The organism is Streptococcus huangxiaojuni (assembly GCF_040930515.1).
Taxonomy (GTDB): domain Bacteria; phylum Bacillota; class Bacilli; order Lactobacillales; family Streptococcaceae; genus Streptococcus; species Streptococcus huangxiaojuni.
Window position 1 is genome coordinate 37692 of record NZ_JBFQEG010000014.1, and the last position, 17044, is coordinate 54735.

At 39.5% G+C, this 17044-nt stretch carries 15 protein-coding genes and 2 pseudogenes; 7 read left to right on the forward strand and 10 right to left on the reverse strand.

Annotated elements, in window-relative coordinates; genetic code table 11:
- Window positions 1-4: 4 nt before the first annotated feature.
- A pseudogene (locus tag AB3329_RS08215) lies at window positions 5-94 on the reverse strand (ChbG/HpnK family deacetylase); the annotation flags it as partial.
- A 125-nt stretch (window positions 95-219) separates the two neighbouring features.
- A complete protein-coding gene (locus tag AB3329_RS08220) occupies window positions 220-408 on the reverse strand; it encodes an IS3 family transposase (protein WP_368395451.1) in 189 nt (62 codons plus the stop codon).
- Between the two features lie 73 nt (window positions 409-481).
- On the opposite strand from AB3329_RS08220, the gene AB3329_RS08225 reads away from it, so the two are divergent.
- Genes AB3329_RS08225 through AB3329_RS08235 form a run of 3 tightly spaced genes read left to right on the forward strand, consistent with a single transcriptional unit; the run spans window position 482 to window position 2516 of the window.
- On the forward strand, window positions 482-1159 hold the full coding sequence (locus AB3329_RS08225; protein ID WP_368395435.1) for an ABC transporter ATP-binding protein: 678 nt from the start codon (window positions 482-484) through the stop codon (window positions 1157-1159).
- A 1-nt stretch (window position 1160) separates the two neighbouring features.
- A complete protein-coding gene (locus AB3329_RS08230) occupies window positions 1161-1868 on the forward strand; it encodes a lantibiotic immunity ABC transporter MutE/EpiE family permease subunit (protein ID WP_368395436.1) in 708 nt (235 codons plus the stop codon).
- A 3-nt stretch (window positions 1869-1871) separates the two neighbouring features.
- Window positions 1872-2516 (forward strand): ABC-2 family transporter permease, encoded by a 645-nt coding sequence (locus tag AB3329_RS08235; RefSeq protein WP_368395437.1) that lies wholly within the window; start codon window positions 1872-1874, stop codon window positions 2514-2516.
- Between the two features lie 57 nt (window positions 2517-2573).
- On the opposite strand, the gene AB3329_RS08240 is transcribed toward AB3329_RS08235, so the two are convergent.
- Window positions 2574-3917 (reverse strand): sensor histidine kinase, encoded by a 1344-nt coding sequence (locus AB3329_RS08240; protein ID WP_368395438.1) that lies wholly within the window; start codon window positions 3915-3917, stop codon window positions 2574-2576.
- Window positions 3910-4596, reverse strand: coding sequence for a response regulator transcription factor (locus tag AB3329_RS08245; protein ID WP_368395439.1), 687 nt, complete (start codon window positions 4594-4596; stop codon window positions 3910-3912). Before AB3329_RS08245 ends, AB3329_RS08240 begins: the two co-directional genes overlap by 8 nt.
- 551 nt (window positions 4597-5147) lie before the next feature.
- Here AB3329_RS08245 and AB3329_RS08250 point away from each other — a divergent pair.
- Window positions 5148-6233, forward strand: coding sequence for a M24 family metallopeptidase (locus AB3329_RS08250; RefSeq protein WP_368395440.1), 1086 nt, complete (start codon window positions 5148-5150; stop codon window positions 6231-6233).
- A 190-nt stretch (window positions 6234-6423) separates the two neighbouring features.
- Here AB3329_RS08250 and AB3329_RS08255 read toward each other — a convergent pair whose 3' ends face one another.
- From AB3329_RS08255 to AB3329_RS08265, 3 genes are all read right to left on the reverse strand, one after another.
- The gene (locus AB3329_RS08255) at window positions 6424-7173 is read right to left on the reverse strand and encodes a ChbG/HpnK family deacetylase (protein ID WP_368395441.1); all 750 of its coding nucleotides are present in this window, start codon (window positions 7171-7173) and stop codon (window positions 6424-6426) included.
- The gene (locus AB3329_RS08260; RefSeq protein ID WP_368395442.1) at window positions 7173-8579 is read right to left on the reverse strand and encodes a PTS transporter subunit EIIC; all 1407 of its coding nucleotides are present in this window, start codon (window positions 8577-8579) and stop codon (window positions 7173-7175) included. Before AB3329_RS08260 ends, AB3329_RS08255 begins: the two co-directional genes overlap by 1 nt.
- Window positions 8580-8653: 74 nt before the next feature.
- Window positions 8654-9505 carry a PRD domain-containing protein gene (locus tag AB3329_RS08265; protein ID WP_368395444.1) on the reverse strand — a complete coding sequence of 284 codons (852 nt, stop codon included), beginning with the start codon at window positions 9503-9505 and terminating at the stop codon, window positions 8654-8656.
- Window positions 9506-9832: 327 nt separating this feature from the next.
- Here AB3329_RS08265 and AB3329_RS08270 point away from each other — a divergent pair, with 327 nt between their 5' ends.
- The 3 genes from AB3329_RS08270 to gloA all read left to right on the forward strand — a co-directional run bounded on the left by AB3329_RS08270 (window position 9833) and on the right by gloA (window position 12613).
- A complete protein-coding gene (locus AB3329_RS08270) occupies window positions 9833-10561 on the forward strand; it encodes a DUF554 domain-containing protein (RefSeq protein WP_368395445.1) in 729 nt (242 codons plus the stop codon).
- Between the two features lie 314 nt (window positions 10562-10875).
- The gene (locus tag AB3329_RS08275) at window positions 10876-11553 is read left to right on the forward strand and encodes an NAD(P)H-dependent oxidoreductase (RefSeq protein WP_067060686.1); all 678 of its coding nucleotides are present in this window, start codon (window positions 10876-10878) and stop codon (window positions 11551-11553) included.
- A gap of 667 nt (window positions 11554-12220) precedes the next feature.
- The gene (gene gloA / locus AB3329_RS08280) at window positions 12221-12613 is read left to right on the forward strand and encodes a lactoylglutathione lyase (protein ID WP_368395446.1); all 393 of its coding nucleotides are present in this window, start codon (window positions 12221-12223) and stop codon (window positions 12611-12613) included.
- A 52-nt stretch (window positions 12614-12665) separates the two neighbouring features.
- On the opposite strand, the gene AB3329_RS08285 is transcribed toward gloA, so the two are convergent.
- From AB3329_RS08285 to AB3329_RS08295, 3 genes and pseudogenes are all read right to left on the reverse strand, one after another.
- Window positions 12666-14135 (reverse strand): glycoside hydrolase family 1 protein, encoded by a 1470-nt coding sequence (locus AB3329_RS08285; protein WP_368395447.1) that lies wholly within the window; start codon window positions 14133-14135, stop codon window positions 12666-12668.
- A gap of 5 nt (window positions 14136-14140) precedes the next feature.
- Complete coding sequence (locus AB3329_RS08290) at window positions 14141-16009, reverse strand: glucose PTS transporter subunit IIA (protein ID WP_368395448.1); 1869 nt, start codon at window positions 16007-16009, stop codon at window positions 14141-14143.
- Window positions 16010-16842: 833 nt separating this feature from the next.
- Window positions 16843-17044: pseudogene (locus AB3329_RS08295) on the reverse strand (hypothetical protein); the annotation flags it as partial.

A 17044-nucleotide genomic window follows, 5' to 3' on the forward strand; every position in this document is an offset into this window, starting at 1 on the left:
AGCGGATAAGACCATCTTTGATGGCTTTTTCAATCCCGTAATTAACCGCCTCAGAATAACCGAGGTCATCTGCATGTAAAAGAATTTTTTTCAGGTCATGATTTCAAATATTTAGATAAAGCTTTAAAAATGGTTGAAGTGCTCCCTGTCCAGTGGACAATGAAATAATAAAAGATTTGGATCTATCAAGAAAAATAGACACAAAGTTAAGATAATTAATTAGTCATTATTTTTTTCAAACTCTATTGGTGACTGATATACTAAGGCAGAATGGAGACGTTTCGGATTGTAATAGGCTTCAATATATTTAAAGATTTTAAGCTGAGCTTGGTCAATGGTTGCGAAATTTGCATCATTGACAAGCTCTCTTTTTAATGTTTTCCATAAGTGTCGTATTAAACTCCGGATAACACCATAATGAACTAATACTGAAGTTTAGCATCTATAATTAATTTTAGAAAAATAAAAAGAGGTGAGTAAAATGCAAATAGAAATAAAAAATATCTCAAAAACATTTAAAGGGAAACAAATTCTTAAAAATGTAAGCTTTGGAATTAAACCTGGCACTGTATGTGGCTTATTAGGCGTTAATGGAGCAGGTAAATCAACTTTAATGAAAATTCTTTTTGGTTTAATTCCAGCAGACAGTGGTACAATTCTTTTTAATGGAGATAAAAGTGTTAAAGAATATACTGGCGCTTTGATTGAATCACCAGCAATTTACAGAAATCTATCAGCCTTTGATAATCTAAAAACAAAAGCACTTTTATTTGATATCCCCGATAATCAAATAGTTAAAACATTAGAGTTAGTTGGTCTTGAAAATGTTGGAAAGAAAAGAGTAGGTAAATTTTCTCTTGGTATGAAACAAAGACTTGGTGTCGCCATGGCAATTTTGACAAATCCAAAATTTTTAATTCTGGACGAACCTACTAACGGTTTAGATCCTGATGGAATAACTGAATTACTAAACTTAGTTCAATCATTAAAGACTAAGGGAGTTACAATACTAATATCCAGTCATCAACTCCACGAAATTAGTAGGGTTTCTGATCAAATAGTTATATTAAATCAAGGTACCATTTGTTACAATCATGAAAATATTGAAAATGATGACCTTGAGAAAGTATTCTTTAACGTAGTGCACGGAGGATTATAAAATGAAAAAGATTTTTTCTTCTGAAGCAATAAAACTGAAGCATTCTGGAACAATGAGATTAGTTTTATTAATTCCATTAATAACAATATTTATAGCTTTTTTAATAGGCGGCGTCCAAATTTTTTCTTCATTTTCCATTTACTGGTGGGAGGCGGGATTCCTATTTCTATTAATTAGTTTGCTCTTTCTTTACGATTTTAATGCAGAAGAAAGAGCGGGAAATTTCCAAAATATAAACATCAGTTTACTTAGTTGGAATATTAGAGTAGTGAAAATAGTTTTACTCTTTGTTAGATTAATATTTTCAAGTCTTATTCTTTTAATATTAATGTATATAGTTTCTAAAATATATCAAGGTGTTATCGATATTGATTTTTTAAAAATAAGTATAGCTTTATTTTTTATTCTTACATCGATTATCTGGGACATTCCTTTACTTTATATTTTGTCTAAATGGATTAATTCATACGTACTTTTAGCAACAAATACTTTACTTTGTTTATTAGTTGCTCCCATTTTTGCAAAGACAAGCTTTTGGTTTATTTTCCCTTACTCTTATCATTACAGGGTGGCAGAGACTTTACTACAAATCAAACCTTCTGGGGATATGATGGTGAGCACTAGTAATAATATTATTATTGGAATCGCACTACCAGTTATACTTTCATTAATCCTGTTTACATTTGGCCTAAAAAGTTTAAAGGAGTAAGAAATGTTTAAAAGTGAACTCCTTAAGTTGAAAAATAGTATAGCTCTCTATTTGATATTTATTTTTACTATTCTTGAAATTTGTACAATCCCTATATACTTACACTATATAAATGTAGAGATTTCAATGACAAATTTATCTATAGTTACTATGCTAATTTATCCTATACTAATAGTTATTTTAACTATTATGTCTTTTGAACAGGAAATGTCAGCTAATAACTTTCAAGAAATAAAAGCAAATAAAAAAGGGAAAAATATCTTACTAGTGAAATTTTTTGTAATAGACTGTTTGTTATTTTTTCCCACTGCTTTTATATGGCTAGCTACTGGATTGATCCAAAATGACATATATACAAGTTTAGTGATTGCATCAGCAAGCTGGTTACTTTCAATTTTCCAAAATCATATACATGGAATGATGAATTTTATTATTGGTAAAGGGGAAAATATACTACTTTCAATAATTGAAATTTTATTTATAATTTTTGCAAGTAATAAAGCTTTAATTGGGAGTTATTGGTGTCCTGTTGCTTTACCTATCAATTTAATTTTAACAGGTAATATCACTTATGTAATAATTACAGTTTTTTGGATAATCTTATGTACCATCATTCTTTATGCATTATTAAGTAAAAAGAAAAAGTAGCCGTATCCTAATTGGAAAGGCTACTTTTTATATACTTCATGTTTCTCTATTATACTCTTATATTAGAATTTTTAAGCTAACAATTGCACCTCCACTTTGAGGGTTTGAGACGATTAAATCCCCTTTATGTTTTCTTGCAACTCCTTGAGCAAATGACAAACCAATCCCATAATGCTTCCCACTTCTTCCAGTATCCTCTGTATAAAAAAGTTTTGTCGCATTTTTCTTTGCATATTCTGAAAATGGCTTTCCGTTATTCCATATTTCAAAGTATATATTTTTATTGTCATTCTTTACTGTTAAGATTACTTCACCGGCATTACTTTCGGCATACTGACATGCGTTCACAAAAATATTTGTAATCGCTCTGCTTAAAGCTACTGCACTACCATGAAAGTATAATACACTCGTTAAAACCCTTAATTGATAGGCAATTTGATAGGTGTTCGCTAATTCCTCCAATACTACTGACAAATCATTTAAAAAATCGCTAAGATTGACTTCTGATTTGTAATCACTGTCATCATTAATAAGCTGGGTATAGCTAATCATTAAATTGAAATACTTTTCAAAAACCGATAAACCATTTTTCATTGAGTTGATAAAATCTGTCTGTTGTTCAGTTAAATCAGTCATCTCAAGAAGTTCAATATTTCCTTTTAGAACAGTTATTGGGGTCTTAACATCATGAGAAAGAGCTGCAACCTGAAAGGACAAATCTTTTTTTTCTTGTCGCTCTGCCTTAATAAGTTTTGCTAATTCTCCACTCTTTTCATATAAATGAGTTAAAATTTCTTCAAACTCTAATATTCTAGATTTGCTGTATGCAGGTGCCACTGTGATTTTCCCCATGTTTAGTGAAATTTCTTGTATATTCTGAAAGCTTTTAGAAAATTCCTTAACCAATCTATAAACAAGAAAAATAGCAGCACAAATTTCACCAACAAAAAAGAAAACATATGTAAAACTATTGTAAGAAATCGAACGAAGACTATGGTTTGTAAATTCAGGTATACTATTTTGCCTTATAGTGAGACTCCAATTTGTATTACTTGAGTACGTGTAAACAACACTTCCAAATGTCATATCCTGAGAATATTGCTTAACTGTCTCATAATCTCCTACATCAGAGGGCATATAATTTCCATAAACAATTTTATTAGTTTTATTATCAAACACTACATAATCATAAGCGTACTTTTTCATTTCTTTTTTTATATCCGAAATAGTGATATCATCTGAATCTAAAGACATATGAATTGTCCCCGTACCACTAATTTGTCCTGCTTGCTTCAAAAATATGGTCAAACCAATAACTAATAGTATCATTAAAACGGTAGCAATGACTATCTCAATTACAAAAAACCAAACTCTTTGTCTAATAGAATAATTTTTAATCATTCCATTTGTACCCTTGTCCCCTTACAGTTTTTATTGGATTTATTTTATAAGTAGAAAACTTATTTCTTATTTGGTAAATATATTCCGATATTGAACGAAAAAGTGCATCGGCATATTCATCATAAACTTCATTGTAAATTTCCTCCCGAGTATAAACTTTTGAAGTCCTGCGTGATAATAATTCTAGAATATTATATTCTCGGCTTGTAAGTGGAACTGTCTGCCCATTTACATATATACTTCTCTCTTCTAAATAAAATGTCACAGCTCCAATGTCTCGACGAATATTAGAAAAGTCATTAACAGCCTGTTTATTGCGCTCTTCGCGCTTTATATTTGCCTCAACTTTTGCAGTTAATTGTTTTAAACTAAACGGCTTAGTGATGTAGTCATCTCCCCCGATTCCAAGACCATTTACGATATCTTCCTCCGTATCTTTTGCACTAACGAAGATGATGGGAGTTGAAATTTCGTTACGTATTCTTTGACAGATTTCGGTTCCTTCAATATTTGACATCATAATATCAAGCAAAATCAAATCATACCCTCGAAAATCATTAGTATTTAGCGGAAGTGAAACTGAAGAATATGTTGTTACCATATAATTTTTCATTTCAAGTGCAATACGCATCATTTTCAATATTTCTTTATCATCGTCGACTATTAAGATTTTATACACTTTTTCACTCCAATTTTATTATTAAGTCTATTGTATCATTATCTATCACTATATACTTTATTATTTATTTTCCTTTTATGTATAGGGCAAGAATCAAAAGTATTAAACCTAGACTTATCAAAATTCCCCTTGTCTAATCCAGTATTGAGTAATCATTTTTGATTTCTCAAAGTGACGGCTCCTCTCTCATTAAACCTATTTTCTTCACTATTATAGTTAATGGTAAACTCATTGCATTTATCTGCAGCCAACGCTAATGCACCTGCAATTTTGGGAGATGCAAATGAATTTTCATAAACATATTCATACCAAGCTGTAAAAGGGGTAATAAATAGGTAATTAGTTAATTTTATTATATTCTATCAACTTCATAATTTGTTCAGAACAAAAGAATTCAAACAAATTTTTACAGATTACTTAGCGCTTAGTTTTCAAAAAAGCATTTTAAATACACTTGATTTTTCCTTTCTTTTTTGAAAAAATAGATAAAAAGATAACTCTTTGCAGCAGCTTATCTTCTCCGTTTATCCTATCAGAAGAAGGTTACTTTAATGACAAAATTAGATCAAATCCGTTCTTATCTCAATGACAAAAAGGCTGATATTGCCGTCTTGTCTGATCCTGTAACCGTTAATTATTTAACGGGTTTTTACTGCGACCCGCACGAACGGCAAATGTTTCTCTTTGTATACAGTGACCGGCAGCCGGTTCTTTTCCTGCCAGCCCTTGAAACCGTACGCGCCAGTCAGATTTTAGATGTTACAGTTATCGGGTATGATGATTCTGAAAATCCTTGGCAGATACTGAAAAATGTTTTGCCCTCAACAGCTGGACAAATTGTTCTGGCCGAATTTGATCATCTTAATGTGACAAAATTCCAAGGCCTGCAAACGGTCTTTGAGGGACATTTTCAAAACCTGACACCTCAGATTCAGAAGATGCGTCTCATCAAATCACAAGATGAGATTGAAAAAATGATGACAGCCGGTCAGTTTGCGGACAAAGCGGTTCAAATAGGCTTTGAGCACATTTCACTGGAGGCTACAGAAACAGATATCGTTGCGGCAATTGAATTTGAAATGAAAAAACAGGGCATCAGTAAGATGAGTTTTGACACAATGGTTTTGACCGGAAACAATGCTGCCAACCCACATGGTATCCCTGGTAGAAATAAAATTGAGAACGATGCGCTTTTACTTTTTGATTTGGGGGTCGAAACACTGGGCTATACCAGTGACATGACGCGCACAGTGGCTGTCGGCAATCCCGATGATTTCAAAAAAGGTATCTATAAACTTTGTTTAGAAGCACAACTAACTGCCCAAGAGTTTATCAAGCCTGGTGTCACTGCTGCTGAAGTAGATGCTGCAGCTCGAAACGTTATTGAAAAAGCAGGCTACGGTGACTACTTCAACCACCGTCTCGGACATGGCCTTGGTATGGCAGTGCACGAGTTTCCTTCCATTATGGAAGGAAATGATTTAATACTGGAGGAGGGCATGTGCTTCTCGGTTGAACCTGGTATCTACATTCCTGGAAAAGTTGGTGTCCGTATTGAAGATTGCGGCCATGTCACAAAATCTGGCTTTGAAGTCTTTACACAAACACCAAAAGAATTGCTTTACTTTGAAGGGTAAGCATGAAAGCTGGGGTGCTCTTGATTAAACAGCTGTAAAAATGGTTTAAAAGCTGAGACAAAACGAGGTGTAACAATAAAGGCAGGGAGTTCCCTGCCTTTTTCTGTTTAAGTCAAGTGATATGCAAGCCCTACACCCATTTTTTCAGAAATAAGACAGATTATCACTTTTAAAATATTGTTGATACTTTTTATAAATCTCGGTAATCAATCAGTTCAACGTCTTGCCTGCTAAGCCATTGTTTGACATCAGGGCTTGTTAGCACAGCAACTTCTTGTGTTCGAGGGATGGTTAGGCTGGAGTGCGTTAGAATCTCATCATCAAGATAACCGGGGTGAAAAACAGCCAGCTGGACCACTTCCTCATCTGCCTTTGCCACCATGCGTTTTAACATATCAAAAGGATTGTAATCTGGCGCCATCGATTCCATATTGAACTGGACCTGTGACTGGCCTATCCTAAGGGGAGCTCCTCCCATAGAAAAACCGGAATATTTCAAATGGTATTTATCTGCCACATGCTCCAATCCCTTAAAGAAATTTTCTGAAGCTACCGCATGCCCTTCAAAATAGTCCGGCTGCCGGCCGAAAAGTTCTACAAAACGATGGTACTGTGCTTCAATTTCCAAGACCACTTCCTCAAAGACAACAAAGTCTTCCTTAGCAGAACGGTATACTTTCGATGATTTAAACTCACCATTCTCATCAACCAGACTTGGAATAAGCGCAGGATTCGTTAAAGGCTTACCAGCACAAATGTTAGTATGTACGCCAAGAGCCAGATCACAGTCTTTGATTAAATCAACACCGTGCTGGGTAGCCGGCATGTTAACCATAACTCCCAGACTGCGGATAAGACCAGCTTTGATGGTTTTTTCAATCCCGTAATTAACCGCCTCAGAATAACCGAGGTCATCTGCACGTAAAAGAATTTTTTTCATTATTTCCCTTCTTTCAAAGCTTGGCTCTCTTTTTCAAAACCGATAAAGTAAGTTAACAGGGCTGTAGCAGAGAAGGCGATGAAAGATCCGATACAGCCATTGATGATATTCGTTGTACCGCCGCCAACAAATCCGAGGACAGCCAGAAAATTAGTCGCCCCCATCAAATAGTTGGCAACACCGGTCAGACCGGCATAAAGGCCGCCAAGCCCACCACCTATAGCTAAAGCAATAAATGGGCGTTTATAGCGCATACCGATACCATACAGAGCAGGTTCAGTCACCCCGCCTAATATACCTGATACAAAAGCTCCAAAGGCCGTTGCCTTTTGTTCCTTATTGCGAATTTTGATAAAGGCACCAAAAGCCATGCCAAAAGCTGCCCATGTTGCAGCAAAGCCAGCCACTGTAACAAAGTTATCATAGCCATTTTGTGCAATACCTGCAATAGCAAAAAGGATTAAAACCTGATGCATGCCGGTCATGACCAAGAATTCCCACAGTGCTGCGACAAGCGCTATCGCAATAAAGCCGCCAAAATCTCCAAAACCAATCAGCCCTCGGCCGATAAAATCACCAAGGACATTTCCCAGCGGTGCTAAAGCGATTAATTCAATCGGAACCGTGATTAAGAGCGTTAAAAAAGGAACGAAGATAGTGGATAAAACATCCGGTACGATTCTTTTGAAAAACCGTTCAATATAAGTCATCACCCATACGGTCAAAATAATGGGCAGAATGGACTGTGAATAATCATAAACTTTGGTAGACAAAAAGCCATAAATATGAAAAGTCTGTCCATTTAATGCTGTAAAATCGGGAACTAAAAGGAGAGCCCCCAGCATGGCGCCCAGCAACTGACTGGCCCCCAGTTTTCTTGCTGCTGTAAAGCCTAAGAAAATAGGCAGAAAATAAAAGAAAGCACTGTAGACAAAACCGCACAATAGATAAGTATCATCTTCGGCAGAAACCAAGCGAAGCAAATCTGGCCCGATAACGACCTGAATCGTCTTAAACATGGCTGCCCCGATTAAGGCAGGAATTAGCGGCGTCATTGAACCAGACAGATAATTCATTATACGGGAGCCTATTCCTTTTAAGGTTAGTTTTTCCTTCGGCTGGTCTAAATTTTCATCAATCGGCTTTTCAGCTGTCAAGCCTGCCAGCCGGGTAAACTCTGGATAAACTATAGCAACATTTTGTCCAATAACAATCTGGTACTGCCCGCCGGACTCAACAACTGCAATAATACCTTGAACCGCCATTAAATCGTCTTTTTTGGGAATTGATGTATCTTTTAAATTCAAACGCAAACGTGTCATACAATGGGTTGCACTGCTGATATTTTCCTTGCCGCCGACAGCTGCAAGAATTTTTTCAGCCATTAATTTATTATTATCAGTCATTTTCTTCTCCATTTCTAGTAATGTTTTTACTCTCAGGTAATCAGTCAAGGAAAATACGGTAGAAAACAGATGATTTAATCATGATTGGAGACCGCTCTCCTGCCGCTTTTCTCGTTTAACCTATTGAGATGTACCATAAGATAAAGTAACTCGTCATCAGATTGAACCATATCCTGAGTCTGCCGGATATAGTCCATGATGGCTGCAGCGGCTTGGTAGACAGCAGGCTGTGCTGCACGTAAATGCTGTAAAATGGCTTTATTACCGTCAATAAAAGTTTCGCCTGAACTCAGGCGCTTCAAATAATAACGGACATGGGCCTGAAAACGCTGGTAATTAAATTCATCTCGGTCAATCACAATGTTCAGCTGCTTTTCAATAAGTTGAGTTATGATTTCAATACGCTCCTCAATAGCCTGCTCTTCCTCATCAATCGTGAAATCTGTCCGGCTGTTGATAAAGTGCATAGCAATATTAGTAACTTCACTGTGAGGGAGGGTAACATCCAGCGAAGCATTAATAATACTTAAGGCTTCTTCTGCCAGCTTGGTTTCTTTAGGATAAAGCTGAGCAATATCTTGTGAAAAAAGAATTTTCATTTCCTTGAACTCCTTCAGGCGCTTAACTGCAAACTGAATATGATCGGCCAGACTGAAAACCAGAGTCTGACTGAGCCTGCCAGCTAGTTTCTTCTGAGCCTTTTGAACAATTTCCACACTGAGCAGCATCAGGTCTTCAGGAATATCATCCAAGAGCATTTGGAAATGTGAATCCAGCTTATAAAATGTCATATCAATCTTTGATAAATCATTTAACTGATATGGTGTTTTGGGAAAGCCGATTCCGCGCCCAAAAGCAATTAAATCTTTGCCATTATCATCTACACATGCAGCAACATTGTTATTAATCTTTTTAATAACCTTCATCTTCTGTCTACCTTTAACCTCTTTTTAACTGCGGGACTTTTCTCCCAGACTGCAAAAAAACTCTCCGAAGACACACCACACCCCTTTACTGAAATGTTTTACGGTAATGCCTCAACGAAGAGTTACAATCCTTATTTAGTTATACTCTTATACTACACCAACGTGAAAGCGTTGTCAAGACTTTTTTTATTTTTCTGTATTTAATCACTATTTTAATGAATCCTTCGTTTTGCAAATCAAATTTTGGAGGAAAGCCTATGCTTATTTCGTATTGTTTTTAAAGATTTCGTGATAAAATAATGATAAATATATCAAGGAGGAAACGGTATGCCTACCGGTGTTATAACCAATTCTTTATCTGTTGTTTTGGGAGGACTGCTGGGTGGTCTCATTGGAAATAAATTTTCTGAGAATTTTAAAACACAAATCAACATGATTTTCGGCGTCTGTTCAATGGGAATGGGCATCTCATCTATCGGACTGATGAAATATATGCCTGCAGTCATTTTTGCCCTTGTTATCGGAACAGGGATTGGACTTGCTCTCCACCTTGGTGACTGGATTAACAAAGGCGGTGCACTGATGCAGCGCAGTATGGCAAAATTAGTTCCAAATGGCCATTCAGCCCTTTCACAGGAAGACTACCTCGCCAGCCTGCTAACAATTATTGTGCTTTTTTGTGCCAGCGGCACAGGTATTTATGGCAGTTTGGATGCGGGAATAACAGGCGATTCCACTATCCTTATTTCAAAATCTATATTAGACTTCTTTACCGCTGCTATCTTTGCCTGTAATTTAGGCTATGTCGTCTCACTGATTGCTGTCCCGCAGTTTATCATTCTCAGCTGTCTTTTCTATCTGGCAGTTTTCATCATGCCTCTGACAACTCCTGATATGATTGCTGATTTTAAAGCCTGCGGCGGTTTTCTTATGCTGGCGACGGGTTTTCGAATAGCTAGACTGAGAATGTTCCCCATTGCCGACATGATTCCGGCTATGGTACTCGTCATGCCTTTATCCTTTATTTGGGTCCAGTTTATTTTACCGTTTTTATAATAACAGCAAAGCTAGCAAGTTTTTTATGAAAATGCTATTATAGGGGTAAGAACATATTTAAAGGTTGCGAGAAAAGAGCGTCTGCTCCCTTCTAGTCGTTCTGGCAGGGGTGCGCAGACGAAATCGAAGATTTCTGGCTTACCGCCATTTTTGTTTTGCTCTTTTAACGGGCTTTGTATCTTGTTAATTGAACACGCCCTAAACGCTGCGGGAAAAAGATGGCCTGACTTAGAATCTAACGATTCGTCAGTCAGTCCCCTATTTTCCTTTTGCGTTCTTAACGGGCTTTGTATCTTGTGGAATGGAGGTTTTTTATGAGTAATAAAGAGGATATCAAGCGTCAGGTTCGTGCTGCTTTTGATTTTCGGATGGCGGTCCGTGTTTATAATGACCAAAAAATTCCTCAGGAAGATTTGGATTATATTTTGGATGCTGCCTGGCTCAGCCCTTCTTCAATAGGTCTGGAAGCCTGGCGCTTTATTCTTCTGGAAAATGAAGCTATTAAAAAAGCGCTTAAAGATGCTTCTTGGGGAGCTGAATATCAGTTAGAAACAGCCAGTCATTTTGTTTTGCTCATCGCTGAGAAAAACGCCCGCTATGACACTGATTCTGTCAGAGAAAGCCTAGTAAGGCGAGGGGTCGGTGAAGGTGAGGCATTGTCTAAACGCTTAGTTACTTATGAGTCTTTTCAGAAAAATGATATGCAGATAGCTGATAATCCAAGGGCTCTTTTTGACTGGACAGCTAAACAAACCTATATTGCTTTAGCTAATATGATGACAGCGGCAGCAATGATTGGTATTGATTCTTGTCCTATTGAAGGTTTTAACTATGAGAAAGTCAATAGTATCTTAGCCCAGTATGGCTTGATTGATCAGGAAAAAGAAGGGATTGCCTCAATGCTTTCTCTGGGATACCGCCTGCGTGACCCTAAGCATCCACGCTCCCGCAAACCGCGGGCTGAAGTTATTTTTAACGACCAGCCTCGCTAAAAAACACTGAAGCAGCAAAAAGGCCTGCCCGCACCTTTCTAATCATTCTGGCAGGGGTGCGCCTATTTTCCTGTTGCGTTCTTAACGGGCTTTGTATCTTGTTTGAATTGAACACGCCCTAAGAGCTGTGCAAAAAAGATAGCCCTCCCTTGAGTCTTTGATGACTCGGAGGTCAGGCTCCTATTTTTGCTTTGCTCTTTTAACGGGCTTTGTATCTTGTTAATTGAACTCGCCCTAAACGCTGCGGGAAAAAGCATTGTCAAATATAGAACTGATTTCACAGTTAGGCAGCCGTAAACGACTGAAAGCTTTGTCGCCTTAACAGTCGACTGCACCTTTCTAATCGTTCTGGCAGGGGTGCGCCTACGAAATCATAGATTTCTGGCTTACCGTCAGCCGTAAACGTCTGAAGGCTTTGTCGTCTTTACAGCCGACCGCACCCTTCTAGTCGTTCTGGCAGGGGTGCGCCTACGAAATCATAGATTTCTGGCTTACCGTCATTTTTGCTGTGCTCTCTTAACGGGCTTTGTATCTTGTGTAATTGAACACGCCCTAAACGCTGCGGGAAAAAGATGGATGTCAGCGTGATGCAAGACATCACTTGCCATCCCCTATTTTCCCATTGCGTTCTTAACGGGCTTTGTATCTTGTGTAAATGGAGGTTTTTATGAAATTTTTACATACCTGTATCCGTGTTAAAGATTTGGAAAAATCATTGGCTTTTTATCAAGAAGCTCTTGGATTTAAGGAAGTGCGCCGCAATGATTTCCCTGATGCTGAATTTACTCTGGTCTATCTGGCCTTACCGGATGACGCTGATTATGAATTGGAGCTAACTTACAACTACGGCCATGAGGCTTATGATTTAGGAAACGGTTACGGCCATATCGCTGTCGGCGTTGATGACCTTGAAGCCAGCCATGCAGCTCATGAAGAAGCGGGCTATCCTGTGACAAAGCTGTCAGGTCTGCCTGGCAAGCCAAACATGTATTACTTTATCACTGATCCTGATGGATACAAAATCGAAGTTATCCGTCTCAGTCAATTCAGTGAAAAATAAAAGAGAGTGGGACAATCGGTTTCTGATACTGACCGATCTGTTCCGCCCTTTTTTATTCTGCTAATTTAGCGCCATTTGAAGCAATGATTTCCTTCATCCAATAATAGGATTTTTTAGGGGTCCGCTTAAGACTGCCCCGGCCTTTATCATCCATATCCACATAAATAAAGCCGTAGCGTTTCTTCATCTCTCCTGTTGACAGTGAAATCAAGTCAATAGGCCCCCACATCGTATAACCCAGACAGTCAACACCATCAATATTAATGGCATCGGCCATTGTCTGGAGATGGTCACGCAGATAAGTAATGCGGTAGTCATCTTGAACTAGGCCGTTTTCATCCAGCTCATCAACAGCCCCCATACCATTTTCCACAATAAAAATCGGCTTTTGTATCCTGTCATAGATCTCGTTCATTACATGGCGCAGACCGAGCGGATCAACCGGCCATCCCCACGGTGTTTCCTCCAGATACGGATTAGGTGAACCACCGACAGTAAACCAATCATCACCTGCCTTGGTCGTATTCGAGCGGTAATAGCTGAAAGAGATGAAATCCAGCTGACCCTCTAAGAGAATCTCTGTATCCCCAGCTTCCATTACAATCTCCTTGACCCCCCGCCGCTTCCAAATGTCTTTAGCATAAGGGTGATAATAACCGCGGCCCATCGTGTCAATAAAATACCAATTCTCTCGGCGTTCCTGCAGACGGTGGAAGACATCTTCAGGTTTACAGCTGGCTGGATAAAGTTCACTCATCGCGTACATGGTACCAAACTGACTGCCAGGCATGAGCTCATGTCCCAATTTTACCGCTTTGGCGCTGGCTACAAACATGTGATGCACAGCCTGGTAATGCGCCTGTCCGCTTGATTCCCGAGTTCCACAAGGACCAAAGCCGCGGACAGCATTGATTTCATTAAAAGTCAGCCAATAACGGCAGCGGTCGCCGTAGCGTTCGAAAAGCACCCGGCAATAGTTGAGGTAGCAGTCAATAACCTTGCGGGAGGACCAGCCGTCATACTTCAGAGCTAAATGCATGGGCATCTCATCATGGCAAATAGTGATGAGCGGTTCCATGCCGTATTTGAGCATCTCGTCAATAACCTGATCATAAAAGGCAAGTCCATCTTCATTTGGTTCCGTTTCTTCACCTGTTGGGAAAATGCGGCTCCAGCAGATTGAAAAACGAAAAACATTGAAGCCCATCCCGGCCATCAAGGCAATGTCTTCCTTGTAATGGTGGTAAAAATCTACTGCTTGATGGCTGGGATAGTAGGCATCTTCCAGAAAGACCGGCTGTGCTTCCGGAGGAACTGGATCGGCATAAAAGAAAGAACTTCTGGGAGCAATAATCTGACCGTCCGGCATCTTCATCGTATGATGTCTGGGATTATCCTTGGAGCCGTCCGTTTCATAATCGTGCGATGACAGACCGCGGCCGCCTTCAGAAAAACCGCCTTCGTACTGAAAATCAGCTGTAGCTCCGCCCCATAAAAAGCCTTTGGGCAATTCATAAGTCATAAGTCTTATTCCTCCTCATTCAGGATTTGTCCCTGTTTCACCTTACCGGATGCTAGGAGCTTAATAGTCTTATCTTTCGAATTCGTAATAATCAGCATGGTTGTAGCATCATAGCCTTGCTTAGCGATAGCTTCCCGGTCAATTTTAACAATCGGCTGACCGGCACGCACCTTATCACCGGTCTTTGCCAGAACATCAAAGCCTTCGCCGTTTAATTCAACTGTATTAATGCCGATGTGTACGAGTATCTCTACGCCATCAGGGCGTGTCAGACCAAAGGCATGTCCGGTTGGAAAAACAGTTGTCAGCTCACCGTTAGCTGGAGCAGAGATAAAATCACTTTCCAGTTTAAAAGCGACACCGTCTCCCATAAGTTTTTGAGCAAATACAGGGTCATCAACCTTTTCAAGAGGAAGCAATTCGGCATCAGCAACAGCTAAAACAGCTGAATCGGCAACCTTTTGCTGGACAGGTTCTGTCACTTGCTTCTGCTCTTTTTCTGCATCGTTTTCAACTCCTAAAATATAACTGACAATTGCAGCAACAATAATCGTTACAACAATCCCAACAGCGGCTGCCATGGCGGTTTCAGCAAAGATTGGCAGGGCTAAGACATTAGAATAGCCCATCTCGTAGGCTCTGGCACCTAATAAACTAGCGACAACACCTCCGGCAAAACCGCCCGCCATGACAGCATACATAGGCCTTTTGTATTTCAGGTTGACCCCGTAAATAGCTGGTTCAGTTACGCCGGCAACAATACAGCCGATGGCAATAGAAATATACTCACTGCGCTTGATTTTATCTTTCGTACGAGCAATAACACCGATGACTGCTCCGCCCTCAGCCATATTATGCATAAGAAAGGCGGGACGCAGCATAGCATCGTAACCTGGTTTCACCAAAAGCTGCGGCATAAAAGGGGTCAGGGCTGTATGCATTCCGGCCATAACCAGCCAAGGAAGAACAGCTGCCAATAAACCGACTGCCAGCGGACCGACTGTATTGTCTAAGAACATAAAGGCAGCCGCTATGCCTTGTCCGATCATGTTGCCCAGCGGTCCTAAAATCAAATAGCCCAGACTTCCGGCGACAAAGATTGTTCCCATTCCGACAAAAATTGCCTTAAAGATATTAGGAATCAGCTTATTCAACAATCTTTCAGTATAATAAGCAACAATAGCAATCAGTAAGGCAGGAAGAAGCGATGTGCCATAAGAAAGCAGGCGGACATTTAGGCCAAAAAGGCTGATAGGATCGCCTTGCGTGACTAATTCTGTAAAGTTGCCGTGCAGCAGAGAGGCTGCAGCTGCCATAGCGTAAATAGGTGTGCCGCCAAGCTTTGTGGCTGCACCGTAAGCAACAAAAATAGGCATAAAATAAAACGGTGCATCGGCAATTGCTGATAGCAAAGCATAGCTTGATGTCGCTTCAAAATCAGAACTGACAAAAGTGACAACCAGCAAAAGTGCAACTTTGAGCATACCGCCGGCAATCAGACCAGGAATCATCGGTGTCACGGAATTTGCGACAAAGCCGATGATTTTATTTCCTGCATTCCGCCAGGTCCAAGGCTCTTTGGGAGCAAGGTCCCCATCAAGATTCTCATCAACGACACCGCCGGATTTAATATCGTAGTCTTTCATCAGAATATCATAGGTCTGAAGCAAATGCTCGCCTAAAATGACCATATACTGGCCGCCGGCATAAACGACACCGATAACACCGTTGAGATTTTCTAAATTCTCCTTATTGGCCTTAGAAACATCTTTCAGGTTAAAGCGCAGACGGGTCATACAATGCGACAAAATATTAATATTTTCAGGGCCGCCGACATTTGTTACAATAGCCTGAGCTAATTCTTTATAGTCCATAGTTCACCTCTTTTTGTGAAATTTTTGTCAAAAAAAACCGTAACTTTTTACAGAATTATTATAAATCGAAATGCAAGCGCTGTCAATATCTTTTAAAAAATTTTCCTCTTTTTTGATATTTTTTATTTTTTTACTCAGTGCCATATCATTTTTACTAACCCTATTTAATGTGTCCGCACTGCCGATAAAGCCTAATGAAAAACAGCCAGTCTAAAGACCGGCTGTTCTATAAAAGATTCAATAAATCAGAGAGGTTCTGATAATGACTGGCTTCTTCTATCTGCAGCTGTGCCAGCGATTCTAAGCCCGTATCAAGCTGCTAAAGTCTGCCTGAGGCCATTCGGCCAGATAGGCCGCTGCACTGTCAGCTGCCTGACCCATAAAACAATCCGCCAGCTCAGAAGCTATCGTCCCCTGCGCTAAAGTCTGCAGCTCAGAAGCTTTCGTCTCTAAGCGGTTCTGTAAATCAAACGATTAGCTCTCCCAATCGCCTTGCTTTGCCGACAAAGCCCCCTGAATGGCCAAACGCTCCTGCGCTTTCTTAGTCTCTTTGGCCGCTTGGACAAGCGTGTCTAAATCAGCCGTTACTCCCATAACATCCCTTCCTCAAGATACAAAGCCCGTTAAAAGAGCACAGCAAAAATAGGAAATTTTATCTTTTTTGCACAGCTCTTAGGGCGTGTTCAGTTCCAACAAGATACAAAGCCCGTTAAGAACGCAAAAGGAAAATAGGGGACTGACTGACGAATCGCCAGATTCTAAGTCAGGACATCTTTTTCCCGCAGCGTTTAGGGCGTGTTCAGTTCCAATAAGTGACAATGCCCTTTATCTGCCTACTTGTTGTTAGTCGAAAACAAAGCTGCCCCTTCCTGATCCGCCGCTGTTAAGTTATCAGCTGCTGCATCCAGCTTATCCGCAAAAGCCATCATCCTGTTCTGGTAGGCATCAGCTTCGGCCAGATTTTGGGCCTCTGCCTGACTGTCCCATAAATTCTCCATGGTGTAAGGACTCAGCAGTTCGGCCACTTCACTATCC

Excerpts from the sequence above, each read along its gene's own strand:
- AB3329_RS08290 (WP_368395448.1), bottom strand. The coding sequence starts at position 16,009 with ATGGACTATAAAGAATTAGCTCAGGCTATTGTAACAAATGTCGGCGGC.
- AB3329_RS08230 (WP_368395436.1), top strand. The coding sequence starts at position 1,161 with ATGAAAAAGATTTTTTCTTCTGAAGCAATAAAACTGAAGCATTCTGGA.
- AB3329_RS08225 (WP_368395435.1), top strand. The coding sequence starts at position 482 with ATGCAAATAGAAATAAAAAATATCTCAAAAACATTTAAAGGGAAACAA.
- AB3329_RS08260 (WP_368395442.1), bottom strand. The coding sequence starts at position 8,579 with ATGACTGATAATAATAAATTAATGGCTGAAAAAATTCTTGCAGCTGTC.
- AB3329_RS08235 (WP_368395437.1), top strand. The coding sequence starts at position 1,872 with ATGTTTAAAAGTGAACTCCTTAAGTTGAAAAATAGTATAGCTCTCTAT.
- AB3329_RS08275 (WP_067060686.1), top strand. The coding sequence starts at position 10,876 with ATGAGTAATAAAGAGGATATCAAGCGTCAGGTTCGTGCTGCTTTTGAT.
- AB3329_RS08255 (WP_368395441.1), bottom strand. The coding sequence starts at position 7,173 with ATGAAAAAAATTCTTTTACGTGCAGATGACCTCGGTTATTCTGAGGCG.
- AB3329_RS08250 (WP_368395440.1), top strand. The coding sequence starts at position 5,148 with ATGACAAAATTAGATCAAATCCGTTCTTATCTCAATGACAAAAAGGCT.
- gloA (WP_368395446.1), top strand. The coding sequence starts at position 12,221 with ATGAAATTTTTACATACCTGTATCCGTGTTAAAGATTTGGAAAAATCA.
- AB3329_RS08240 (WP_368395438.1), bottom strand. The coding sequence starts at position 3,917 with ATGATTAAAAATTATTCTATTAGACAAAGAGTTTGGTTTTTTGTAATT.
- AB3329_RS08285 (WP_368395447.1), bottom strand. The coding sequence starts at position 14,135 with ATGACTTATGAATTGCCCAAAGGCTTTTTATGGGGCGGAGCTACAGCT.
- AB3329_RS08270 (WP_368395445.1), top strand. The coding sequence starts at position 9,833 with ATGCCTACCGGTGTTATAACCAATTCTTTATCTGTTGTTTTGGGAGGA.
- AB3329_RS08265 (WP_368395444.1), bottom strand. The coding sequence starts at position 9,505 with ATGAAGGTTATTAAAAAGATTAATAACAATGTTGCTGCATGTGTAGAT.